The 25,914-nt window shown below is 34.7% G+C and carries 19 protein-coding genes and 1 pseudogene; 2 read left to right on the top strand and 18 right to left on the bottom strand.

All coding sequences use genetic code 11. The annotated features are described in order from the left end of the window. The first annotated feature begins 98 nt into the window (after window positions 1–98). The gene (locus IV36_RS07745; RefSeq protein ID WP_003689100.1) at window positions 99–470 is read left to right on the top strand and encodes an MFS transporter; all 372 of its coding nucleotides are present in this window, start codon (window positions 99–101) and stop codon (window positions 468–470) included. Window positions 471–710: 240 nt separating this feature from the next. Here the strand turns inward: IV36_RS07745 and IV36_RS07740 are convergent, their stop codons facing one another. From IV36_RS07740 to IV36_RS07675, 14 genes and pseudogenes are all read right to left on the bottom strand, one after another. After that, entirely contained in the window at window positions 711–1,577 is an 867-nt protein-coding gene (locus IV36_RS07740; RefSeq protein WP_029327353.1) for an aldo/keto reductase, read from the bottom strand. Between the two features lie 74 nt (window positions 1,578–1,651). Continuing rightward, entirely contained in the window at window positions 1,652–2,071 is a 420-nt protein-coding gene (locus IV36_RS07735; protein ID WP_003689102.1) for a MerR family transcriptional regulator, read from the bottom strand. A gap of 175 nt (window positions 2,072–2,246) precedes the next feature. Beyond that, the gene (locus IV36_RS07730; protein WP_010077804.1) at window positions 2,247–5,036 is read right to left on the bottom strand and encodes a cation-translocating P-type ATPase; all 2,790 of its coding nucleotides are present in this window, start codon (window positions 5,034–5,036) and stop codon (window positions 2,247–2,249) included. 312 nt (window positions 5,037–5,348) lie between these two features. Then, window positions 5,349–6,523, bottom strand: a pseudogene (locus IV36_RS07725) (iron-containing alcohol dehydrogenase). A gap of 838 nt (window positions 6,524–7,361) precedes the next feature. Then, complete coding sequence (gene pcp, locus IV36_RS07720) at window positions 7,362–7,964, bottom strand: pyroglutamyl-peptidase I (RefSeq protein WP_040538200.1); 603 nt, start codon at window positions 7,962–7,964, stop codon at window positions 7,362–7,364. A gap of 135 nt (window positions 7,965–8,099) precedes the next feature. Further along, a complete protein-coding gene (locus tag IV36_RS07715) occupies window positions 8,100–9,659 on the bottom strand; it encodes a hydantoinase/oxoprolinase N-terminal domain-containing protein (protein ID WP_003689105.1) in 1,560 nt (519 codons plus the stop codon). Between the two features lie 3 nt (window positions 9,660–9,662). After that, window positions 9,663–10,769, bottom strand: a complete 1,107-nt coding sequence (locus IV36_RS07710; RefSeq protein ID WP_003689106.1) for a DUF917 domain-containing protein — start codon at window positions 10,767–10,769, stop codon at window positions 9,663–9,665. A gap of 105 nt (window positions 10,770–10,874) precedes the next feature. Beyond that, window positions 10,875–12,170, bottom strand: coding sequence for a purine-cytosine permease family protein (locus tag IV36_RS07705; protein WP_003689107.1), 1,296 nt, complete (start codon window positions 12,168–12,170; stop codon window positions 10,875–10,877). Window positions 12,171–12,368: 198 nt separating this feature from the next. Beyond that, a complete protein-coding gene (locus IV36_RS07700; protein WP_056991601.1) occupies window positions 12,369–13,280 on the bottom strand; it encodes a LysR family transcriptional regulator in 912 nt (303 codons plus the stop codon). Between the two features lie 451 nt (window positions 13,281–13,731). Continuing rightward, window positions 13,732–14,232: a YbaK/EbsC family protein gene (locus tag IV36_RS07695; RefSeq protein ID WP_003689468.1), complete on the bottom strand. Its 501-nt coding sequence runs from the start codon at window positions 14,230–14,232 to the stop codon at window positions 13,732–13,734. Between the two features lie 115 nt (window positions 14,233–14,347). Continuing rightward, a complete protein-coding gene (locus IV36_RS07690) occupies window positions 14,348–14,632 on the bottom strand; it encodes a cupin domain-containing protein (protein ID WP_003689470.1) in 285 nt (94 codons plus the stop codon). Then, window positions 14,610–15,407, bottom strand: coding sequence for a class I SAM-dependent methyltransferase (locus tag IV36_RS07685; RefSeq protein WP_056991600.1), 798 nt, complete (start codon window positions 15,405–15,407; stop codon window positions 14,610–14,612). The genes IV36_RS07690 and IV36_RS07685 overlap by 23 nt, the downstream gene beginning before the upstream one ends. Window positions 15,408–15,632: 225 nt before the next feature. Then, window positions 15,633–16,799, bottom strand: a complete 1,167-nt coding sequence (locus tag IV36_RS07680) for a cation:proton antiporter (protein WP_056991599.1) — start codon at window positions 16,797–16,799, stop codon at window positions 15,633–15,635. Window positions 16,800–17,114: 315 nt separating this feature from the next. Continuing rightward, window positions 17,115–18,350, bottom strand: coding sequence for a multidrug efflux MFS transporter (locus IV36_RS07675; protein WP_056991598.1), 1,236 nt, complete (start codon window positions 18,348–18,350; stop codon window positions 17,115–17,117). Window positions 18,351–18,887: 537 nt separating this feature from the next. On the opposite strand from IV36_RS07675, the gene IV36_RS07670 reads away from it, so the two are divergent. Next, the gene (locus tag IV36_RS07670) at window positions 18,888–20,294 is read left to right on the top strand and encodes an APC family permease (RefSeq protein ID WP_056991597.1); all 1,407 of its coding nucleotides are present in this window, start codon (window positions 18,888–18,890) and stop codon (window positions 20,292–20,294) included. Window positions 20,295–20,398: 104 nt separating this feature from the next. Here IV36_RS07670 and IV36_RS07665 read toward each other — a convergent pair whose 3' ends face one another. The 4 genes from IV36_RS07665 to IV36_RS07650 all read right to left on the bottom strand — a co-directional run bounded on the left by IV36_RS07665 (window position 20,399) and on the right by IV36_RS07650 (window position 25,768). Next, window positions 20,399–22,645: an ATP-binding cassette domain-containing protein gene (locus IV36_RS07665; RefSeq protein ID WP_156648641.1), complete on the bottom strand. Its 2,247-nt coding sequence runs from the start codon at window positions 22,643–22,645 to the stop codon at window positions 20,399–20,401. A 226-nt stretch (window positions 22,646–22,871) separates the two neighbouring features. Next, the gene (locus tag IV36_RS07660; protein ID WP_056991595.1) at window positions 22,872–23,390 is read right to left on the bottom strand and encodes a DUF6622 family protein; all 519 of its coding nucleotides are present in this window, start codon (window positions 23,388–23,390) and stop codon (window positions 22,872–22,874) included. A gap of 583 nt (window positions 23,391–23,973) precedes the next feature. After that, complete coding sequence (locus tag IV36_RS07655) at window positions 23,974–25,338, bottom strand: MFS transporter (RefSeq protein WP_056991594.1); 1,365 nt, start codon at window positions 25,336–25,338, stop codon at window positions 23,974–23,976. Between the two features lies 1 nt (window position 25,339). Continuing rightward, window positions 25,340–25,768, bottom strand: a complete 429-nt coding sequence (locus IV36_RS07650; RefSeq protein WP_056991593.1) for a MarR family winged helix-turn-helix transcriptional regulator — start codon at window positions 25,766–25,768, stop codon at window positions 25,340–25,342. Between the last annotated feature and the right edge of the window lie 146 nt (window positions 25,769–25,914).

Raw genomic sequence — 25,914 nt, 5'->3', positions numbered from 1 at the left:
TTTATTATGGCACAACTGTCTAAATATTTGTGTACCAAATACTAGGATAAGAGCAGCTCTTCATTGTTGGATCATTAGGTACTTTACTTGGTGGGAACTTGGCAGATCGCTTAGGATTTATCAATGTATTACGGCTAAGTTTTACTATTTTACCGGTTATTTTATTACTTTTTCCTCTAATTAAAAATCCCATTTTAGCATTACTGTTTTTAATTCCACTGGGATTAATTGTTTTTATGCCCTATAGTTCTATGGTTTTACTAGGTCAGGCCTATCTACCCCAAAACATGGGACTTGCTTCTGGTGTGACTTTAGGATTAGCGGTTAGCGTTGGCGGAATTGCTTCACCAATATTAGGTAGTTTGGCTGACACTTATGGCTTATCCATGGTTCTGTACACGTTACCAATCATAGCTCTAGTACCCCTAATTGTTTCTTATTTGTTAAAAAAGCAGCACAGGTCAATCTAAATCTTCTTTTTACAAGAATATCAGTTTTTTTGTTGAACTGCATTATCTTAGTGAATTTATAAGTTTTTAATTCATATTAGAATTTATTTTCTAGCTAAGTTTAATATTTAAATACAAAAAATCACTCCTATTTAGGGACATAGGGGTGATTTGCAGGCCGCTAAAACATCAACGTCAAGTGTATAAAAAAGCTATCTATGCGCCCTTTTAACCACCTGCGTCGAAATTTGTATATATTCATCATTTTTCCGTATCCAACATTCGATTCATAAACCATTCTACTTGTTGTGGTGCATCATGGTCGAAGAAAGCAGATTCTTTCATGTCTAAAGCTGCTATTTTTTCGATGTCTTCTTTTGAAAGTTCAAAATCAAAAATATCAATATTTTCTGCCATTCGTTCCGGATGAACTGATTTTGCTAAAGCCACAATTCCTCTTTGCATCAACCAGCGAAGCACAACTTGTCCAACTGTTTTGCCATATTGTTTTCCAATTTTCGTTAGTACAGAATTTGTAAATAAATCGTGGCGACCTTCAGCAAATGGTGCCCAGGCTTCGACTTGTACTCCATATTTTTCATGCCATTTTTGGTCCTCGCTTCGTTGATTCCAAGGATTAACTTCAATTTGATTAATTTGTGGCTTTACATCATTCAGTCCAACAAATTCAATCATCTTGGGTGCTTTGAAATTTGAAATACCAATTGCACGTAAGCTTTTAGATTTTTGTGCCGCGACCATTGCGCGCCATGCACCATAAATGTCTCCATAGGGCTGGTGAATAAGATAAAGATCAAGGTAATCTAACCCCATTATCCTAAGTGAATTTTCAATCGTTTTGGCAGCTTTCACTTCTGGTGCTTGTAAAATAAACAATTTAGAAGTAACAAAGAGGTCTTCTCGAGTTACGAGCCCTTCATGTATTGCACGTCTGATTCCTTCACCTGTTTCTTTTTCATTCCCATAAACAGAAGCTGTATCAATCAAACGATAACCTGCTTTGATTGCTTGATAAACTGCTTCGGCTGTTTTTTCCAATGGAATTTGATAAACCCCAAATCCTAATTGAGGCATTTCTACACCATTATTCAATTTGATTATTTGCATGCTATTTCCTCCTCCAATATTCTTTACATTATCTATCCTAAACCTTGGAGTTAGATCCATAGCAAGAGAAAAGTTTATTTTGCCCTTTCCCATAATTTTTCGACCTTATCCGTTCCTCCATCACCTGCTTTGAATTTCGCGATATGATCATCATAAGCTTCAATTTTATAGACGAGTAAGTCTCTTACTTGCTGCATTTCAACTAGTTTTTTATCCAGTTCTTCTAATTGATCAAATAAAATCTGTTTTTGGGCGTTTTCTACATTTTGAGTATCATGTAATTGAGCCAGCTTAGCAAACTCAATTAATGATTCCACCGATAAACTAGCATTACGCAAATTTTTTGCTAAATAAATCCAATTTAAATCGTTCGTTGTGTAATCACGGTAGCCACTTGCATTACGGTGAACTGGTGGAATTACACCTACACGTTCATAATAGCGCAGTGTATCAACACTCAAATCAAACATTTCAGCCGCTTTCTTGATATTCATTAAGCTTACCCTCCCTATCTATAAAGTTATACTAAACCATGAAGTTGACTCTAAGGAAAGTATTATGAACAAATATTCTATTCAAACAAATGGATATAAACGATGCGCAGAATTTTGTAGTGCATATGTCAAATACAAATATACAGTAGAAAAAGTGTTATCTTCTAGTATTACTTTAATTAGAACTTCGTTTGCGTACTACCCATTTTCTTATTTCATCAATCAAAATAAGTGGGAACGGAATACAAACTAGAAATAACCAATCTCTATATCCTAAAGGTGCAGTTCCAAAAACTCCCTGTAGTATAGGAACATAGGTTAGCGCTAAAAATAACACTATTTCGAAAATAATGCTCACAAAAATTAGTGAATTATTCCAAAAATGTTTATGAAACATTGATTTCTTTTCATAGCGACAATTTAACACCGCAGCAATTTGACAAAAAATTATTGCGCCAAGAGTAACGGTTGTTGCTTGAGCATATACTGTTCCATTACTTGCTAAATGTGGGAAAGTATACCCAGAGAAATAATTACTAAAGAAATATGCACCTGTTGAAATAATCGAGGCCCATAATCCATACCAACAAAAAGCTTTAAACAATAGTTTTCTATTAATAAGATGCTGCTTCAATGAACGAGGTGGATTTTCCATAACACTATCTTCTGCATACTCTTTTCCAAGCCCAAGCGCTGGCAACATATCAGTGCCCAAATCAATTGAGAGAATCTGCATAATGGTTAGCGGCAACGGAATCAGCCCTCCGCTTAATAAGAAGAGAACTGATGGAACCGCTTCTGGCATATTACTATTTAGTATATATAACAAAAACTTACGAATATTACTATAGACCCCGCGACCTTCCTTAATTGCAGTAACAATCGACGCAAAATTATCATCAGTTAAAATCATATCCGCTGCTTCCTTAGCAACATCAGTTCCTGTGATGCCCATTGCAACTCCAATATCAGCTTTCTTTAACGCAGGAGCATCGTTAACGCCATCCCCTGTTACAGCAACAACTTCTCCCATTTGCTGAAGATTAGCAACCACTCGATATTTTTGCTCTGGTGCCATACGTGCAAAGACTATTTCACCTTTCAAAGCTTGCTTCAATTCACTATCAGACATTTTCTTTAAATCCTCCCCTGTTACTACATTTACATGAGAATCAGGAGGAATAATACCGATATTACGTGCAATACTTTCAGCCGTTAAGCTGTAATCACCAGTTACCATAATAATTTTTATTTTTGCTTTATGACATAACTGTGCTGCAGCACGGACCTCCTTTCTTGGAGGATCGAACATAACAATCAATCCAACAAAAATCATTTTTTGTTCGACATTCGCTATTGATGCTTTTTTTATTTCTTTTCGTAGTTCTTCTGGTAATTGCTGGCAAGCAACAGCTAAAACGCGTAATCCTTGTTTAGCATAACCGTCATTTGCGTCCATAATTTTTTGCTTTATCTCAGCAGTTAACTTTTTTACCTTCCCGTTTTCTAGATAGCTGCTACACTGCTCTAAAACACAATTTGGAGCTCCTTTTGTAAAAGTATCAAAAGTTCGTATAGCAACGTTTTCTTCTATCACTGTCATCATCTTACGGTCAGAATCAAAAGGCAGTTCCTTAATTCGTACAGCAATTTTTCTCTCCAACTCAGGATTAATGCCGCCTTTAAACGCTGCAACTTCTAAACAAGCTTCGGTTGGATCACCTAATACTTGATAACGTTTATGATGTTTATTAGGAGCTACAATTTTTGCATTATCTGCCAGCAAAGCACCTCTTAATAATTCAAATAAATCCGGATTATCCGCTGCTTTGACCTCTTTAGGACCTTCTAAAATACTCCCCTTAGGCTTGTATCCCTCACCACTAACTGTATAACTGTGCTTAATCGTCCAGAGATGATTTACTGTCATTTGATTTTGGGTCAGTGTACCCGTCTTATCAGAGCAAATAACTGAAGCAGAACCCAAAGTTTCAACACTTGCTAGTTTTTTTACGAGGGCATTTTTTTGTGCCATTCTTTGAACGGCCCCTGCTAATGAAAGGGTCACAGTCGGTAATAATCCTTCCGGAATAAAGGCCACAATCATACCTAGTCCAAAAACAAAAGCCTTGACAATAGGATAATGTACTATAAAAGTTGCAAGCAGAAAAAAAGCGATGCCGATAGCAATGGCTAAAGCTGATAGTTGTCTTGTCAGTACATTCAATTCCTTTTGCAGTGGGCTGCTATCTTCCTTTACATTTTGAGTCAAATCTGCAATTTTCCCAAAATCAGTTTCCATTCCCGTAACTACCACAATACCTATTGCGTTTCCCTTAAGCATTGATGTTCCTGAAAAAATTGTGTTTCTTAAATCGGCATGATTTCCTGTTGTATTGCGAACAACACGTGCATCCTTGTTAACAGGATTCACTTCGCCAGTTAACGTCGATTGGTCGACTCTGACATCTGTTGCATGTATTATCCTTATATCTGCAGGAATATCATCGCCTTCTTCTAACTTAACAATGTCACCAGGTACTAGTTCCTGTGCCAATATTTTCTTTTCTTCACCATCTCGAACTACGCGCGTATAAGCTGGTAACATATCCTTTAAGGCAGCAGTTGCTTTTCCCGCACGATACTCTTGCCAAAAACTAAAGCACCCATTGATAATATTAACTGCCCATATAGCTATACCCAGTTCCGTTAAATTTGCAATAAAAGATATTAAGCCAGCAACCCATAGTAAAATTGCCATTAAGCTAGTAAAATTTTTAACAAATTCTAACCATAATGGTTCTCCTTTTATTTCATGTAATACATTTTTTCCATACTTTGCCAGCCGTTCGTTAACTTCTTGTGTACTTAGTCCCTTTTCAGTGGTATCTAATTGATTATAAATAGCCATACCATCAGTAAGTTGTGCGATGGTTGTAACAAGGTCTCTTTTTTCATTTTCCATCTTAAACACCTCTTAACTCTATTCCAGCAACAAATAACAATTTTGTATTTCAATTTCGTCCTATCAAATTTCCTTATCATCTCCAATTGCGGTTAATTCAAAAGTTAAATTACTGAAAACTTCGTAGTTAGATTAAAAGAATTAAAGAGAACGCTTACATATACGAAAAATTTTTCATTCTTTCATGCGAGTTGAGATTTAATTTCCACTTTAAATAAATTGAAAAAAAAGAAATTAATTCAAAAATGAATTAAATTTCTCATAAATTTTTTCATCAACAACCATTGATAAAGAGCAGTATTTATTTTTTTACTAACTAGCATCATAAGCTGCTTGAAAGATGCGAATGATGTCTTCTTTAGTTCCCTTGCGCGGATTAGAGAAGGCATTGCCATCTTTCAAAGCATTCTCAGCCATTAAAGAAAAGTCCTCAGGCTTTGCACCGATTTCTTTAATTGATTTAGGAATACCAACATCTTCAGACATCTGTTTCATTGCCTTAATTGCTAATTCTGCTGCATCACGGGTTGATAAACCGTCTGTGTTTTCACCCATAAATTTAGCTAGCTGTGCAAAACGGTCAGGACAAGCAATTATATTATATTCTTCAACATAGGGTAGCAATAGTGCACAGCAGACACCATGAGGAGCATCGTACTGACCACCCAACTGATGAGCCATTGCGTGGACATAGCCAAGATTTGCATTGTTAAACGCCATTCCAGCCAGCATCTCAGCTTCAACCATCTTAGTTCGTGCATCAAGATTATGACCATTTGCAACAGCTTCACGTAAGGAAGTCTCAATTAATTTAATTGCCTGAATGCACTGAGAGTCTGTAATTGGGTTATGGTCAACAGAGACATATGGTTCAATTGCTTGTACAAAAGCATCCATACCAGTTGCTGCAGTCAAACCTTTAGGAACATCTAACATCAATGTCGGATCGTTGAAAGAAACCAGTGGAATATTGCGCCATGAAACAACCACAAACTTTAAATGTGTTTCTTCATTAGTGATAACTGCATGACGGGTTAATTCGGATCCGGTCCCAGCAGTAGTATTAACCGCGATTAATGGTGGCAGAGCTTTATCAAGTGTTTCAATTCCTGCCAATTTGGTAATATCATTACCATTTGTAAGAATTATTCCAGCACCTTTACCGGTATCATGAGCCGAGCCGCCACCTACTGTGATGATAGAATCAGCACCAGACTCTTGGTATAATTTTTTTACAGCCTCTATATTGTGAATCTTTGGATTAGGTTCAACCCCATTATAGATTACATAATCTACTCCAGCTTTCTTTAAGGAACTTAAAGTTTGTTGTACAGCTCCATCCTCTAAATTTTCTAAGAATTTATCAGTAACGATTACCGGTTTCTTCATATTAAAAGCATTCGTGCACGCTGACCAATCTTACTGATCACACCTGGACCGAAAAAATTAACACTAGGTACCAAAAAATCATAACTGCGTTCAACCATCTTTGAAGACCCTCTTTCGTAAATTTGGAAAAGATTAATAACTATTTCACAATCAAAGTGTAAGTCTTTTAAGAGTAAATGTCAATTTGTGATTGCTATTATTCTTATTAAAAAATATAAATGCTAAATTTTTTATTTGTGAAAAATAAATAATTTATTATGAGGTAGCATTGATTAATATGAGTCTTAACCTTTTGTGCTGTCGTTCTATTGTCAAACTCGTAACATCAATTTTATTGAATTTACATCCCATATAACAGAAAAGCCAAGTCAAAAATCAACTTTTGACTTGACCTCAAGTAAATTATTAATAAACAAATTAAAACAGCCCAGTAAGATAAAGTTTCAGCTTTTAACACATCACTTTTTCTTTTAATCTAACCAATATCCGTAGCAACAACTTTAAATCACTTTAAAATCATCCGCAACTTTATCAATTAACTACTGGACTGCTATTATAAGGGATTTCCAAACTCTGGCCTCTTTTCTAACTACCTTGCGATAGCTATTTTTGTTTCATTATCATGCAAGCATGTTAATGAAACTTCGATTATAGCGTCTGCCATAATCCCCTACATCTATAATATAGCATACATCCTAAAAAATGCAAGCGTTTCCTTTTAAAAAACAAAATATTTTTCCTATCATCGTCATTTTGAACAATTTCTTCAAATAACTTTACCCTAAGATAATCATGGGCAATATTTCTACTGAGGTGACCTTTACCTTAGCGGAAATATAAAAAATAAATTTTCGAATCATCCATTTAAAATATTGAATGTTGCTAAAATCATTGAAACCATAACTGAATCAGTTCTCTGATTTTCTTGCAAATTATTTAGGCTTCTTTAACAATAACTTCAATTGCTTTGGTAATCCCCAATACATCATCACGAATACTTAAACAAGGGGTATTCGGCCTATCAATTACTTGTGAAGGAAGAAATGGTATATGAATAAAACCACCTTTAATGTGCTTAAATTCCTTATCAATCATGTACTGAACTTGATACATAATATGGTTGCAGACAAACGTTCCAGCAGTGGTAGAAACATAACTAGGTAAAGACTCCCTTTTAATCGCTTCAACTATTTTTTTAATAGGCAATTGAGAAAAATACGCGGTTTTTCCATCAGAATGAATAACTTTTTCTAGTGGTTGTTGACCTTCATTATCAGGAATACGTGCATCATCCATATTAATTGCCACTCTTTCTGGGGTTATGCCATACCTGCCACCAGCCTGTCCGATATTTAATACAACATCAGGGTGATATTTTAAAATGGCTGCATGTACAACTTCTGCACTTTTATTAAAAACGGTTGGTAACTCTAGTTTGAAAATTTCGGCTTGTGCTATTTTATCAGGAATCATCTTGACAGTTTCAATGGCTGGATTAATCTTATCATCCCCGAATGGCGCAAACCCTGTCAGAAGTATTTTCGTTTCTAGCTCCCCCTATCTATTAATTTCTAGTTTAACTTAGTTTAAAATATAGCGTAGTGACTGTTTTAGCAGCAATTCTTAATACCAAAAACGTAAGAGAGTAACGCTTGCTGCTAGATTAATCAATTACTATTTCTTCATAAAGTCCCCAACTACTTTTGCTTTGACTTTTGTTGTTTCACCCGGTGCGTAAGCAAGAGGCATCTCTTCAATATCTACTAAACGAACACTCTCAGGATCGGCTCCCGCTTGAATTGCCTGCTTCTTTGCCAATTTTTGTGTGTCTCGCAATGCCTCTTCGCGTTTATATTGTGCATACTGATATATTTTTTCATATTGACCACCAATTTGTGCAATAGTCGCGCCTATTGCATTTGCCACGCCTCCTTGTTCATTCTTAAATATATGACTAACACCCTTTAAATAATCCGGTGCAATAATAGCACCACCTCCAACTAGAACTAAATCAACTTTTTCGGCACTGGTTTTCATTTTATCAATGGCATCTTCCAAAATTTCTGATATTTTCTTAAATGCTTTTTTTACAAACGTTCTATCAAGTCCATCGACTTTCTTAGAATCTCCTACTTTTGCTACACCCATTGCCACTGCAATGTCCGTTGCTGTGGTAGTCTGACCACCAAAGACTAATGCCTCTTGGGTAATATTATATCCTACAGAATCTGGCCCGACAGTCACCTCTCCATTACTCAACTGTCTGACAACAGAACCACCACCAAGACCAACTGATAAAATATCAGGCATTCTAAAATTGGTTTGGATTCCTCCGACATTAACTGCAAGTGATGATTCTCGTGGGAAACCATTAATCAAAACACCAATATCAGATGTTGTGCCTCCAATATCCAAAACAAGAGATTCTCTGATCTTAGCTAAATAAGCAGCTCCGCGAATACTATTTGTGGGTCCAGAACCGATGGTTAATATTGGATACAGTTTTGCATAATCTAGGGTCATCAATGTACCGTCATTTTGAGTAAGATATTTATTACATTTTTTTATACCTTCATCTTGCAGTGCTTTATCAAATCCAATTGCTACTTTATTAATAACTTTATACAAGGAAGCATTTAAAATTGTTGCATTTTCACGTGCAATCAGACCAAGGGAACCAATTTTCGATGAAATCGATATTGGTACGTCACCTAGAATTTCGGTTGCTAGTTTTTTTACACTTTCTTCTTGATCTGGATTTAAGCTAGAAAAAACACCAACAACAGCAATTGAGTCCACTTTTCCTTTCCAACCTTTTAGTACCTTCCGAATCTCATTGTAGTCAATAGGTGAAATATTATTGCCATCAAATTCATAACCACCATGGACTAGCTGATAAGTACCAGATAAAAGTGAGACCATGTCACTTGGCCATTCTGTGAACGGTACAATAGAGGCGGTTGCAGGATATCCTAGGCGAATAACACCGACTTTCGCTAAACTTTTTCTTTCTACTATGGCATTAGTTGCTTGAGTAGTTCCCAACATAACATCTGTAATATAATCTGGGTTGACACCAGACTGATTCAATACCTCATGCAGTGCATTTGAAATACCAGTTTGAATGTCCTTTGTGGTGTGTTGTTTGGTAGCAGCAATCACTTTACGTCTTTCATCTAAAATAACGGCATCTGTGTTAGTGCCTCCAACATCAATACCAATCTGATAAGTCATTTTTTATTCTCCCATCTTTGAATACTTTTCTACAAGTTGCTCCAGTGGTACATAATCTATATCATAACCAAAGTACCGTGGCCCAACAGTCGCAATACCAACCTCTGTTCGCCATTTTGAATTTGCAGGTAGACCTAGCACGTTGACTCGCTTACCGTAACGTAATTCCTCATTTGTAACTGGAATTAGGGTGTCCACGTCTACTAAAGTAATTAAATCAGGAGCTGTAGCCAAAACTTGATCATTGACTTTAAAAATAATATTTTCATTTTGAAATGATACAGAACCGAAACTCTGCTCAAATGTACCAAATCCTTCTATTGTAACTTCGCCAAAATTGAAACCATCTTTTGTCGTATGATTAATATCAGTAATTTTTCCAGTAAATAATTTATAACCCTTCGTAATCTGCAATAGCTGTGTTAATGCAGCATCAACCGTTTCAAAATCACTAGCACTGTCAATTAGTTCACCGATTTGTTTACTTAAACTAATAATTCCTGTCACACCATTTGCAACCAAATCTTTACCATGAACCGCATCTCCCGCAACTGATGAAGTTGCTCCCATTTTAACAGTGATTGTCCGGATAATTTTCTCGGCCCAATTGGCATCAATGGTATTCACTAATGCATTGTTACCACGTTCGTCGGTTATAACTATTGGTGTAACTGGATGTCCTGCTATAGCAAAGGTTGTCATCTGCAGCTCTGGAAATGCACGTCCCATACCATCTACATCAACAAGTGGAAGACCTCGACGAGCCGCGACCATGATTGGAATCATAGAATTAATACCACCGGCCTCAATTGGGTAAGTAGCATAAGCTTTTTGCCCATATGTTTCCTCTAAAAGAGGAAAAGCTTTATCATATTCATTTCCATTGGGGAATTTTTCTAATGAAACTGCGGGTGCCCCCACCATTGAAGCAGAAATTACTAAAGCATCTTCTGGTACGTCAGTTGGCTCAATTAATTGAACTGGCCCTTTTTCACGAACAGCTGAAATTGCCATTAAAGTGCCCACATATGGATTTCCACCGCCTCCAGCACCTAAAAGAGACGCTCCTATTGCAATATGTTTAATATCATCAATGTTAATCTGTGTCATAAATAAACCTTCTAACTTTGTATTAATAGATTTTTGATAACCATAATAATCGGTGTATGGTCCGTTTATAAAGAAGTACATTTCTAGATTTTAGAACAATCTTTTTTATCTCTTATCAAATATTTTCATACCAACGTAATAGACAACACTTGATACGATTAATACTGTAAAGGATTGTACTCCCCATGTCACAAAATATCCCGTAGCTGCTCCGGCAATCCAAGCTACTAATGTTACAGGATGCATGGTTTCTGTGTAACTGGGCAATGTTCCAGTCCGACGCGATTCATCTAAAATTTTACGACTTCTCTTCAGCACGTAATAATCAATAAAAATAATTGCAGCTATTGGTGGAAACACAATACCTAAAATTGTTAAAAACCCTGCAAATTTATCAATAATTCCCAAAACCGAAGCTATGGTTCCAAAAATTCCAACAACTAATGTTACACCACCACGATTAAAATCAATTTTAAATACCTGTTTAAAAAAATTAACAAATCCTAAGCTAGCCGAATATAAATTAATATCGTTGATCTTTAATGTTGACGTAATGACCAATAATATACCTAAGCTACCAGTCAATTCGTAGATAATTGGCAAAATTTCTTCTGTTCCAGTTGCGTGAGCCATCAAGACTCCTAAAACATTTACGCCTAATTCTCCAATTGTTGTACCAACAACAGTAACCCAAAAAACATCTTTCCCACTTTTAGCAAACCTTGTAATATCGGGCATTATGATAGCACCGATGATAAAGTTTCCTGTTACTAAAGTAATAGCAGTCGTTAATGTTAATTTTGCACTAGGAGCAGCCATAGAAACCAGAGTGTTTAAGCTGTGTCCTTCTAACATATTAGCTGTTGCCATGATTATCATTACTAAGAACAAAGGTAGCGAAATAACGGTCGTCCAAGCCAAGCCCTTAAATCCAAAAATAACTGAAAGTGTAACCAATAAGCCAGTTATTGTTGCTACCACACCAAAGGGCCAATGCTGACCCGAAATAGTAATAATGCCTGCAGCAAAATTTGAATTCTGAATACCAAACCAGCCGATAAGACTAATAGCAAATGCAACGCCCACCAATGCAGATCCAACAGTACCAAAGCCCGCCCACTTAGCTAAAAGGCTTGTTGGTAGACCTTCTTTTTGTCCTGCTAGTCCCAAGTAAAATGCAATAACCTCCAAAATCACACTACCTAAAATTGTAGCTATGACTGCTGTTTTAAAGTCCAATCCATAGCCGAGTTCGGCTCCCAACATGAATTGACTTAAAGCAACAAAGCCACCAATCTGAATGGCTAAAACCTGCCATAATGGTTGTCGCTTATCCATCGGAACACGACTTAGTGAAAAATCATCTACCTGCGCAACAACTTTTTGTTCTTCTTTATTCATGGTGAAAACCCTCTTTCTCAAATTTGGAAAAACAAAATAAATTAATTATAATATTCCAGCGTTTCTCATTACATTTTTATAATCCAATTCCATTTTATTTGCAATTGTTTTATTTCCAAATTTTAATCACGAGTCGAATAAAGGCGTTATAAAGGCACTAAGTTAAATATTAATTGTTCATTGCTATCTAATAAGCAACTAACTATTCCATTTTGGAATTCCACTTTTTACTAATTGATTTGTCATTACAAATTCCCAAAATAAATTAGCAGGCCTTGAATGATCCACTTGCCGTTGTCTAACTAGTACAACCTTTCCACCTTCTAAATCATTAAAAGGTACCAACTTTAATTGAGTCGTTTCTTTAGCAGGTATTATACGTTTAAGTAAAATGGAAACTCCCATATTTGAAGAAACAGATGACAAAATCATATCCAAATTCTGACCAATATATGAAATTTGAGATTTAGAAAAATCTCTTTTTAAGATGTTTAAAATAGGATCAATTTTTTTCGTACTCCAGTCCAATAAGAAGAATTTTTCATCTACCAGATCTCTGAACCGCAATTCAGGATAAGTTGCTAATGAGCTATTCTTGTTGACCGCAACTACAAATTTTTCGTCCTCCCCAGCGAGTGCTTCATAGTATAATAAATTAATGTGTTCACTCATTTGATGGAAAAATAAAAAATCAACTTCCTCTGGCGAAACATCTTTTTCCCAATCACGCATGCTTGATTCTTGAAAGCGGACCTCTATAGCTGGATATTTTTTTTGGAATTCTTTAATCACTTGGAAAATATGATAGTTAACGATTGATGGAATTGTAGATATTGTTACTGTCGGATGTGGTTCCTCCAACTGAAGTAGTTCATATTCCATTCGGAATTCTTGGTCAAGCATTCTTATAAAATAGTCAAAAACTAATTTTCCTTGTTCATTAACTACGACACCATTATTATTTCTTTTTACCAAAGGACCGAATTTTTTTTCAAGAAAAGCAACATATTTCGAAACAGTACCTTGACTCATAAATAATCTTTCAGCCGTTTTTGTAAAACTTCCTGTAACACATAGGGTTAAAAAAACTGCAATTTGTTTTTCAAACATAACTTTCTCCCCTTTTTACGTAATGATAAGACCTATACTTTGTATTAATAATGAGTAATTCTATCATATTTTTATTAGGTAATCTCCATTAAACATAAACATCAAAAGTAAATAACGATATTTCTTTTGTAGTCATACTAATGTTTTTCCAACATAAAAACAGGAAAAAATAGATTATCTTGTACGCAAAAAACCTATCTCTAACGATAGGTTTTAAGAACCACGAATCAATTAAACTTTTTGAAATCAATTCTGTGTTATTAAATATTGTTTAAGATTATAGTACACAAAATACCGAAATATTTTGAAACTAGATAATTAGTACTGAGTGTATAAGTAAAATTACAAGCCCCACAAAGAGTATTCCACAAAAATTAAGTCCACTCTGCATTTGGACGACCTTACACCTGTTACTCTAATAGATTGAGCATCCTAAGAGGTGTTAAAATAATTATAGACAATAATCTTGTTGTATGATTTGCGGTATGTAACCTATGCTCTCTAATAGTTTAATAAGATCTTCATAGGAGATAATAATAGTTGCAGTATTGACATTAGGGTGCGCAGAAATTGCCGGCAATTTCTGCAAATCTGCGTCTATCAGTACTTGAACTTTGTGGTAAATATCATTAGGTAATGCCAATGGAGTTACCATACCTGATACAACGTGCAGTATTCCTTCCAGTTCTGCTTCACTTGCAAATTTTAGTTTGTTGCGACTAGTTTCTAATTGTACCGCCAAAAGTTTAAAATCAACTGGCTTGTTAGTAGTTAGAAACAAATAGTACTGATCACTTTTTTTCTTTTTTATCAAGAGGTTTTTAACCTCTGGTAAGCCCTTGGGAGCGTGCGGATCATTCATTGTCCACAAAGGCGGATGCTCAATCATTTTGTAATTAATTTGCAGATTTTCTAATAGTGCAATGGCTTGTTCTTTTGTAGCATAAACCATAACGGTAGTTCTTCCTCCTCTACAATAGTTATTATCCATTATTAATGTTTTTTGGCTGTTTTATCTCTGGACCTCATAATGAAAATTCTTTACAGACAAACAGATTGCGTGTTTATTAATTTGCCAAATGTGATTTGATTACCATAATTTCACTATCTGTTAATGCGAACAATTTATGCTTTTCATCTGGCTGCATCCTAACAATTATTCCAGGTTTTATCTCTTCTTCAAAATTTTCTCCTGAAAAAATGATTTTTCCTTTAACAGGAACGACGACAACTGTATAAGGCACATGGTGAGTGGGAATTTCTTTTCCTTTTGGAATTACTAAATTTGTGATAACTTGATTTTTTGACTCAAAGATATTACTAATTTTGTTAGTTCCTTGATATTTTTTCATCGACATTTACTCCCTTTTTTACGCTGTAGTTTGCTACATAACCTAAATTTTGTTGATTACTCTTGAAAAAATTAAACATTTTGAAAAACATTGATCGGTTCTCTTTTTTAAAACCATTTCTAACAATTTTTAATGTCCGCAAAAAGCCCTCGTCATGTATCATGCCAATTGGATTCATTAAAGTCATTTTCCCTACTTTTTGTGAATTTTCAAATCCGTTAGTCTCAAATAACTTTTTCCAACCAGCGGCGTTCATCGGGCCAACATGGACATTAATCGTTCGGCTTAGTTCCTCAATGAGTTTTTCTTTTTTACTGGTATCATCTAAAAATAGGCAGACATCGTGGGTCAAGAGAACGCCATTTGGTTTCAGTACGCGATAATATTCTGCAACGGCCTTCTTTTTGGCATTCTCACCTAACATGGTTAGCATTGCTTCATTTATAACAATATCAAAAGTATTATCCTCAAAGGGTAATTTAAGAGCGTTTCCTTGAATAGTTTTTAACTTTTGGGAGAGATTATTTTTTAAAATATTTTGTTTAGCCTTTTTCAAAACAGTGGGACTTTGGTCCAATCCAACGACGTCACAATCATATTTTTTGGCTAAATAAATCATGGTTGTTCCCATATTGCATGCTACCTCTAAAACTTTTGTATCTTTCTGTATATTACTTTGTTCTAGTAACCAATTTGTAGCTGTTATCCCACCTGGACGTAGTTTAGTCTTGCCTAACCGTGCTAAAAAACTGTGTCCTGCTTCATGATTTTGCATAAGAATATTCCTCCTCGCTGGTAGATGATGCAACTTAGTAATATTATTCCATGTAAATCATGAATTAACAATGGGTAAATTATTTTTGCTTGAAACTTTCAGCTTTTCAAAATAAAAGGTCACAATCATAACCATATATTCCAACTGTTTATTCAGAACAAATAGAAGAGCCAAGTCAAAATTTAACTTCTGACCCAGCTCCCTAAAAATAATCTTACCAGCAAATCAATTGATTTGATTTAACTTTTTCAATGACCAACGTAATAGCAATGGTGCTAGTAACGTTGCAATAACTATCACAAAAATAATATCCATATATAAAGCCTTATCAAGTAAATGTGCATTAAAACCAATCTGGGCAGTAATGAGAGCCATTTCACCACGTGCAATCATTCCAGTACCGATTACCCGCCCACTATTTCTATCAAAACCAGCTAGTAATGCCCCTAATTCTCCACCAAACCATTTTGTTATGACTGCGAGTATTGTCATAGTTACGATAAATGGTAGTGAGGTCAAAAAGTTATTAAATGATACACTCAAGCCAATGCTAACAAAGAAAACAGGTACAAAAATAGCGTTACTGATCGGTTCAATATTAGTACTAACGATTTCTTTAGTTGGAGTTTGTCCAACTGCAATTCCTGCAAAAAATGCACCAATTGCACCAGATAAACCAACAAATTCAGCTAAATAGGCCATTGATAAACAGATGATTACGGCTGAGATGGTCCTACTAGTTGGAATTAATAATTTACTACTTAGGTTCATGATGCTTGGTGCAATCCAACGAACAAGGAGAAAAACACCTGCAAAAAAGATTCCTTGGAAAACCAACTGCACTAAAATATTGTTTGAACTTCCATGATTAGCCGTCCCGCTATTACCTACAAGGGCTATCATTAAACTCAACAGCAAAACCCCCAGAATATCATCTGCAACTGCAGCTCCGAGGACTGTTGTTCCTTCTTTGCCGTTAAGCGCCTTAAATTCACGCATTACTGCTACAGAAATACTGACAGAGGTAGCCGAAAAAACAACACCGATAAATAAAGATTCTTGTAAATGATAACCAAATAATAGACTGACCGTGCCCATCAGAATTACAGGTAACAAAACACCTGATAATGCAACTAATAGGGCCGGCCTGAAATATTTTCTCAGTTGCTTCATATCACTCTCTATTCCAGCCATAAACATCAGCAAGATAACACCAATTTCAGCGAATTGCTCTATTAGTTCGGTTGAATGAATAAAGTTCAAGACACCTGGACCAATAATTATCCCAATTAAGAGTTGGCCTAGGACCGCAGGAACCCCAACTCTTGCAGTCACATGCCCCGCAAGTGTGGTAGATAACAAAATAATAACTAGTGAACCAATAAAAGACATTAAATACACTCCGTTCATAAAGTTTAAGGCAGCAATCCACAAATATATATCACATAAGTTTACCATTTTATTTTTCTCACCACAAAAAAAGCTGATGTTTTTTTGCGAGATAATCAGGATAGGTTCTTCAATTTGTCTTAAACAATTGCCGATACACCTTGCTTTGCAATTGTTATATTGCCTGACTGTGTTAAAGTTGTTTGAAAATATAATACTCTTTAATTTATTAATTGAAATATACAAATTCGCAGCACAAATTCAATATGTTTCATAGTCAGCATTTACTCATCTTATCCATACTTGTTTGAGTAAAATTTAATTGTGGGACTTCTCACGCAATCCATCGGTATTTCTAAAGACTGCCAAGAAATTAATTAAAACCAAAACAGAAGTTGATAAAAAGACTTCACGATAGCCACCAATTCGCGCCACGCTAGCTCCAATTTGCGGTCCAACAACATTTCCAACCGCTTGAAAGCTTTGATTCCAACTGAAAACTTCGCCCATCACTCTATGTGGTGAATTTTTAGAAAGAAGAGTTTGCACGCTTGGAATCAAGGCAGCATCGGAAATACCGACTAAAAAGCGTAATATTCCCAGTTCCCAAACATTTTGCACAAACGCCATTGGTATAAAAATCAGCATTGAAAAAATTAAACCACTAAGTAAAATCCAGTGAGTCCCCCAATGATCTCCTAAACGTCCAAAAAATGGTGCCGCAAACAAAGTAGCAATTCCACTAATTGCTTCAATTATTCCAGCTACTAATGCTATATGACCATGTCCATTCAATAATTGGCGTACATAAAGGCTTAAAATTGGCTCGATTGAGTTGTTAGATGCTTGAATAATCATTGTTGTTAAAAACATTCCTAAGATAATTTTACGCTGTGGTAAAGCTTTAAAAAAATTAGTGGCAGGCTTGTCTTTTTCTTGATTTATAGGGGTAAAATGTTCATGTACAAAAAAAACAACTAGTAAAAAAGCAACAAATAAACATAGGCCAGTCATTAAAAATGTGTATCGATATCCAATCAAATCGGCAATTGTTCCACCGACCAATGGACCAATCAAAGTTCCCGAGACACTTCCTGTTGCTAAGGTTCCTAAAGACTGCCCACTTTTGTTTCGTGGGACTTGAATTGCAACCAGAGTATTAGCTGTACTAATAAAACCGTTAAACACTCCTAAAAGAAGACGCAAGCCAATCAATTCATAAACATTCCCTGCTAATGCTGTTGCCATCATTACAAGGGACATTCCCAAGGAAGCACGAATCAACATTGGTTTGCGCCCATATTTATCAGAAAGACGACCCCAAAAAGGAGAAATAAGTGCTTTTGTTATAAATGGTGCAGAAAAAGCCCAACCACTCCAAAAAGCATTCTCTGCACTAGAAAAATGACCTAATTGACCAATAAATAATGCGATAAATGGTGCGACACAGCTTGAACCAATCCCAGCCATAAAGGTCCCAAACCAAAGTATACGTAGGTTTTGTTGCCATTCTGAATGATTAGATTTATCTCTCAGAAAACTAATAATACTCATGCAAGATCACCTTGTTTCTTTTTAGTAATAATTTAATTTTACGCCTGTTAAGCCAAAAAGTTATTTAAACTGCCTCGTAATATTTTTTATGTGAGCGTGCCATAAGTTAGTAAAATTTGAGTACTATCACGAAAATACAAACATAACTAGTTCTTGACCATAAGCAATTTGAAGTTAGACAAAAAACTTCAAATTGTAGAATACGTTTATCTGAAATCAAGGGTGGGATTATCTCCAAATTAATTATTTTGTAAATTTTTAGAATATAACATGACTACGTACAACAAGCTTACTTTCATGACTTCTTCTTAAACTATTTTCGAATCACATTAAAATGCGCTTAAATCAAGGATAGTAATTTGAAATCATAGTTCTAACGAGTAAAATATCATGATTACTCTTTATTACATCATATGTTATACTTTAGAGGCTGTTCTCAAAATATAGCCAATCTTTTTAGTCTACTATTCAAACATTGTAGGTTGAATAGTGAACATGTACTTTTAAGAACAAGCTAACAAATTAGTAGGAGGAAACATGAAGAATATCTTTAAGAAAGAGTCAGTTAGTACTTATTTGAAGGCTGATGCTCGTTTGAATAAAAGCTTACGTGCACGAGATCTTTTAGCATTAGGAATTGGAGCGGTGATTGGAACTGGAATCTTCATTCTGCCAGGCCATGAAGCTGCACTCCATGCTGGACCAGCCGTCACAATAGCCTTCTTGATAGCCGCAATAGTTTCAGGTATTGTAGGTATGGCATATGCAGAATTTTCGTCTGCAATGCCAGTGGCAGGTTCGGCCTATTCTTTTGGTTCAGTTGTTTATGGGGAAATCATCGGATGGATCCTAGGTTGGGCTTTGATCTTAGAATATTTCTTAGCGGTATCTGCAGAAGCCACAGGATTTGCTGCTTATTTTAATAATAATATTCTAGAATCTTTAGGCTTAATACTCCCGAAAGCTCTTCAAGCCGGCCCATTAGAGGGTGGCGTTATTAATCTTTCTGCTGTAGTTATCGTTTTAATAATTGCGCTTATTATTTCTAACGGTGTTAATCTTTCAAAAAGCGTAGAAAATGTTGCAGTTATCATCAAAGTAGCCATTATTCTTGCTTTTATTTTAGTAGGAGCCTTTTATATCAAGTCCAGTAATTATGTGCCCTTTTATCCAAAACAATTTCAAACACATCCTCTCGGTCTAGGTGGAATTTCAACAGCTGCAGCTACAGTCTTTTTTGCTTTTATCGGTTTTGATGCTTTGGCAGCTAATTCTGCTGAAACTATTAAACCTGAGAAGAATGTTGTTAAAGGAATCCTAGGTACAGTCATTGTTTCGGTCATTTTGTATGTTTCATTTTCATTTGTTCTAACTGGAATCGTTCATTATTCCGAATTGAATGTTGATGATCCTGCAGCTTATGCGTTGCAAGTTATCCATTTAAACACTTGGAATAAGTTGATTACAATCGGAGCTCTGATTGGTATTTTCACATCAATGATCACAATGTTTTTCGGTGGTTCACGACTAGTCTATGCTTTAGGACGTGATGGACTATTACCCGCTAAGATGGGTGCAGTTAGTGGTAAACACGTTGTTCCTAAAAATGCAATCATTGTTGCAACAATCGTTCAGGCATTTTTTGCAGGTTTAGTACCACTAACAGAACTTGCTTCACTAATTAATGCTGGTACTTTACTTGCTTTTGCATTTATTTCCTTTGGTATTATTCCTTTGCGCAGACGTCAGGACATTCAAAATAAAGGATTTAAAATGCCTCTTTATCCTTTTCTACCCTGCTTAGCAGGCATTGCAAGCATTTATTTTATAATTATGCTGCCTAATATCACTAAAATATCAGTCGGAATTTGGCTAGTATTAGGTCTTATTGTTTACTTTGTATATGGATTGCAGCACTCAAAACTTCAAAAACAAAATAATTAAATCACCTGATCACATTATTAACATTCCAAGGGGCTAAGTCAAAAAAATTTTGACTTAGCCCCTCTATTTATTTCATATAAACATGTACAATACTTAAAAACATCTTATAAATAAGGTTTTGTAATTGTATCTTTTGATTTTTTTAACTCACTAAAAGTACCAGAAAACATTACAGAACCACCCATTTTACCGCCTTCAGGGCCCATTTCAATTAACCAATCAGCCCTTCTGATAACTTTAAGACTATGTTCAATAATGATAATAGTATTCCCCTTATCAATCAATTTATCAAAAAGTGCTAATAAGTGATCGATGTCTTTTAAATGTAGCCCGTTCGTTGGTTCATCAATAATGTAAACACTACCTTCTTTTTGTAAAAAACTCGAGAGTTTAATCCGTTGAAGTTCACCACCTGATAATGTTTTCAAAGATTGATTTAATTTTAAATAGCCAAGTCCAACATCACAAATAGCTTGCAAGCCAACTTTAATTTTATTCTCTTCTTTGAAGAAATTCAGTGCTTGACTAACAGTCATGGATAATACATCAACTATTGTTTTGTCATGATACTTGTATTGTAAAACTTCTGCAGCATAGCGCGTACCATGGCATAGCTCGCATTCTGACACAACATCATCCATAAAATACATATCATTGACAATAACTCCCTTCCCCTTACAATGTGGGCAGGCACCTTTGGAATTATAGCTGAACAGGGATACACTGACTGCATTAGCTTTGGCAAATAATTTTCTAATATCATCAAAAATATCTAAATAAGTCATTGGTGTAGATCTAAGACTGATACCTATATTCTTTTGCGAAATATTAATAACTTCAAAGTTTTCTCTCTCTAGTTCTGTTCCAATAATATGCGCGAGCGATGTTTTCCCAGAACCAGCAACTCCACAAAGTACAGTTAAGGCATTTAATGGAAGTTTCAAAGAAACATTTTTTAATGTATTTAAGCTTCGGTGTTGAATCGAAAACCAATTGTTAAATACAGGTGTGTCAAGCTTTTCAATCTTTTTTTCCCGCAATGCGGAACTTGTAATAGTATTAGCGTTCTTAAAGTCATTATATGTTCCGGCAAATTGAATTTGGCCACCTGTATTACCAGGTCCGGGCCCAACATCGATTATATAATCAGCTTTTTCGATCAGCAAGGGATTATGTTCTACTAAAATGATGGTGTTCCCTTGTCCTTTTAAAATATTCAAACAGTTATAGATACGCTCAATATCTTTAGGATGCAAGCCAGAACTCGGCTCGTCTAGTACATACATGACATCATTTAAAGAACTAGTGATATGTTTGGCAATCCGAATTCTCTGTGCTTCACCGCCTGATAAAGTGTCAGTACTTCTTGCCAGATTAAGATAACCTAAACCTATTGTAATTAGAGCATCTAAACGTTTGATAATTTGTATGTTAACATCTTTAACCAGTGAGCTTTTCAGACTTTTAATAAAGTTACTTAATTCGTCTAATGGCATGGCAACTAAGTCACTGATGTTTCGTCCTTTAATTTTACAACTAAGCGACTTAGCATTTAGTCTTGAACCGTTGCAGGCAGGACATACCTTTGTTGTCACAAACTTCTCGAGTTGTTTTTTATGTCGCTTACCTTCATCAGTATTTATAATACTTCTTTTGATTCTTGGCAATATGCCTTCATACAGAGCCGTTTTTGGCCATTTTTGAGGAGGATTTGCTAATTTCTGCTGGGGTGCGTAAAGAAACATATCCAATTCTTCTTTTGAATAGTCTTTAATTTTTTTATCCAAATCAAATAAGCCACTATCCGCATATCGTTTCCAACGCCACGCACCATTCCCAAAAGTTGGGAAATTAATTGGATTTTCATTTAGCGACTGGTTGAAATCAACTAAGTAATGCAAATTAACTTCCTTTGTAAACCCTAAGCCATCACATACTTCACATTTTCCCTGAGGGTGATTAAAGGAAAAAACATCAGAATAACCAACAAATGGTTTGCCTAATCTTGAGAAGAGTAATCTTAAAAAAGTATATATTTCGGTATATGTACCTACTGTCGATCTGACATTGCCTGACATTTTTCTTTGTTCAATTGGAATGGCTATCGGTAAGTTAGTGATATTACCAACCTCAGGTCTACCATATTTTGGTAAGATGTGCTGAATATAGCTTGAAAAAGTATCATTTAACTCGCGTCTTGACTGTGCAACTAAGGTGTCAAACACCAAAGTTGATTTTCCAGAACCTGATACACCAGTAAAAACCGTTAATTGATGCTTAGGTATTTTAATAGAAACATTTTTTAGATTATTTTGATATGCATTTGAGATTTCAATCCATTCATTATTCACTATCTACTCCTCTCTTTCTTTCTTATTTCATTTGTACTTTTCAAACAACTGCAATGTTATCATTTTTTATTTTGATAATCAAAAATTTTCAAATGAAAAATGTAGTCTAAATCAATGCATCAAATTCACAAAATATTCTTTTAAAATCCTAAAATTCTGTTGTAGAATTTCTTTCCAAGATTATTCGTAATTAGAATGAGTCAATATACCGTTCGATTAAATATACTTATTTTTTACGAACAAATAGCTGTTTCTTGACCTGTATAATTTTATAAATCCCACCAAAGAAGAGACCAATGGTAAAGCCACTGATATAACCATAAAAGATATTAAAATGAAAATCAGTATACAGTGTCGGTCGAATTGCAAGTACCACGTTTAAAGTATATTTGACTAAAAAATTGAGTAACATAACTACTAATGGAATAATACTTCCCTCGCGTACTAGCACAGTATTTCTAATATAAAATTTTTGATTTTTATAAAGAAAATAACTAAGAAAAAACCCTGGGATTAAAGAAACTACGTAAAAATTCAATAATACATTAGGATTACCAAAGCGGTTAACAATAGTATCTAACCCCCAAACAATGAAAATAGCAGGCATTATGAAAGAACGTTTCAAAGAAACCTGACTTTCCACTAACAAAGCAGATCCACGTTTAATTAAGATCAATAAAACAAACCATACCCACAAGGGAGTATTGTGAACTATTTCAAAAATAATTTTAAGTATATCAGCCATCTTCTTCTTCTCCTATCAAAAAAATTAATTTTATTATATGTTTCTAGTAAGTCAAAAATAGAAATATTTATCTAACTCAGTGCAGTTTAGTTTTTCTATTTTGTCATTAATGAGATAAACAATAAAATTTTCATGAAGTATTTCTCTCTATAATAGATTTGTATTTATTATATGAACTATTTTGATGGCCGTCTTAATTGTTATGATAAGTGGCAATATATATGATTCAAGTGGTGAAAATACCAAGATAAGTGTAGAAAATTGTTATACCATAGTTTATTTTGAAATTTATGCTGTTTACCGATATTATTTTTTACTTAGTATAAGTAATGCAATGTGAGTTTTGATCAAGGATGTCAAGGTAATGCTATCAATGTGAGTAAAACATCAACCATATAAATATGCAGAAATGCCTCATTAGTTTGAAAAATTTGAAATTAGACAAATAATTTAGCTAATGGGACACTCTTCTTGTGGAATAAATAGAGGAGCCAAGTCAAATTTATGACCTGACTCCTCTATTCACATATTTTCTAGTATCTTTGATTAAATTTTTTTGAAATGTATTCGAAGTCCCACGCTATTAGTTAGCTCGTGAATTTTTAAATTGAGAACTAATAACAAAAATTAGAATGAACAACAAAGCCGAAAACAAAGTAATAATCAAAAATGAAGCGGTTATAACTGTAGAAATAATGGACAACATTGCGGAAACGAATACTGTTCCAATAGAACCGGATAATTGCTGTCCAGTAGTTAGTAAAGCATTGCCATCAGCTTGGTCCTTATCAGCTAATACCATGGTCGCCAGCGTTCTAATATTACTAAATGAGAAACCAACCCCTAGCATGTAGACAATGTAGAAAATTAGTAATAACATCAAATCCAAATGATTAAATAGTAAGGCAGCACTCATTAATAAAAGCCCAATAAAGTTGATTATTGAACCAAGTATGACAGTCAATTTAGCACCATATTCATCCAATAATCCCCCACTGATAGGTGCTAGAATTGAGCCTAAAATAGCTCCGGGGAAGATGACAAAGCCACTTACTTGAGCAGATAAGTGTAACGTTTGCTGCACATAAGTTGGTAGTAAGAGATTCAATGACAATAGCGTAAATTGAACAATAAAAAAGCTAAGACTGTTTTTTAAGAAATCCTTTTGTTTAAATAAGCTCAATTTTAATAATGGGGTCTTTGTTTTTTTCGATCTGTTTAAGAAAACAAATAAGAAAATTCCACTAAATAATAATAAAATAACAGCAAAAATTGGTGTTGTAACTAGCCTTTCTAATCCTAATACCAATAAAGTCAAACATGCTGATAGAATTAGCCAACTGATAAAATCAAAATGGGGGCGTTTTTTTATTGTTGGCTCTTTGCGCAAGAAGATTAAACCAATAATTAATGTAATAAAAGGAACTAGACATGCGAGTCTAAAAATGGCTTGCCAAGAAACATTTGACAAGATGATTCCACCATAAGTTGGACCAACTGCCGGAGCAATTGAAATAATAAGATTGGCAATCCCCATCATAAATCCCAATATTTTAAGTGGTGCGGTAGCTGCCACATAGTTAAAAACAAGTGGTAAGGCAATTCCAGCACCAATAGCCTGCAGTGTTCTGAAAAACAATAACCAAGCAAAATTTGGTGCCCAACCAGATAAAGCCAGTGCAATTAAAAAGAGTAGATTTGAAAAAATAAATAGTTGCCTAGTAGTGAAAGCCTTATTCAAATAAGCTGACAAAGGAACAATAATACTTAAAACTAACAAATAAATTGTTGTTAACCAAGTTACTGTTGAAATTGAGGTGTGAAAGTTTCTTGCTAAAGTTGGAAAAGCTACATTCAATGCCGTTTCTAAACAAACTGCTGTAAAAACCAGTCCGCAGATAGCAAATAATCCCCAAATATCGTTTCGTGCCATTTTTTCAGAATTCAAATTACTTTGCCTCCTTGTTAATTATTTTCTTCAAAAATGAAATAATTAACTGTATTTCTTCATCATCAAAGTCCTTAGTCAATAATTTCTCCTGTCCTTTCAGGTGTTGCGCTATGTGATTACTTAAATTCGTAGCTTTGTCAGCAATTATAATTTTCTTTTGCCGTTTATCATGAGTGCTGTTAACTTTTTTTAATAACCCTTTTGATTCCATTCTCTTAAGCAAGTTGGTTGTGGTTGATCGTTTAATATTGAATTCCTTTTCAATATCACTCTGCAAAATTTCTTTGTTCGGGTGATTCATTATAAAATCAATAATTGACATTTGAGTACTAGTCAAATCATGCTGTTTTCCGTAATAATTCAAGGAAGTTGTTAGTTTATTGCTTGCAATTTTAATTAAACGACCAATATTTTCCGTTTGTCCCATAGTTGTTTGCTCCTTTTTATACGTAGTCGTTAATAGGATTATGTTAAACTAATTAAAAATGTTAGTCAACTAACATTTTTTACAATATTGATATCTAAAACATTAGGCACACAAAAAACTTCTCAGATTAATAGCCCCGAATACCT

Source organism: Liquorilactobacillus mali, from assembly GCF_001437155.1.
Classification (GTDB): domain Bacteria; phylum Bacillota; class Bacilli; order Lactobacillales; family Lactobacillaceae; genus Liquorilactobacillus; species Liquorilactobacillus mali_A.
The sequence above is the reverse complement of the archived record's forward strand: the minus strand, read 5'-3'. Positions and strand labels throughout refer to the sequence as shown.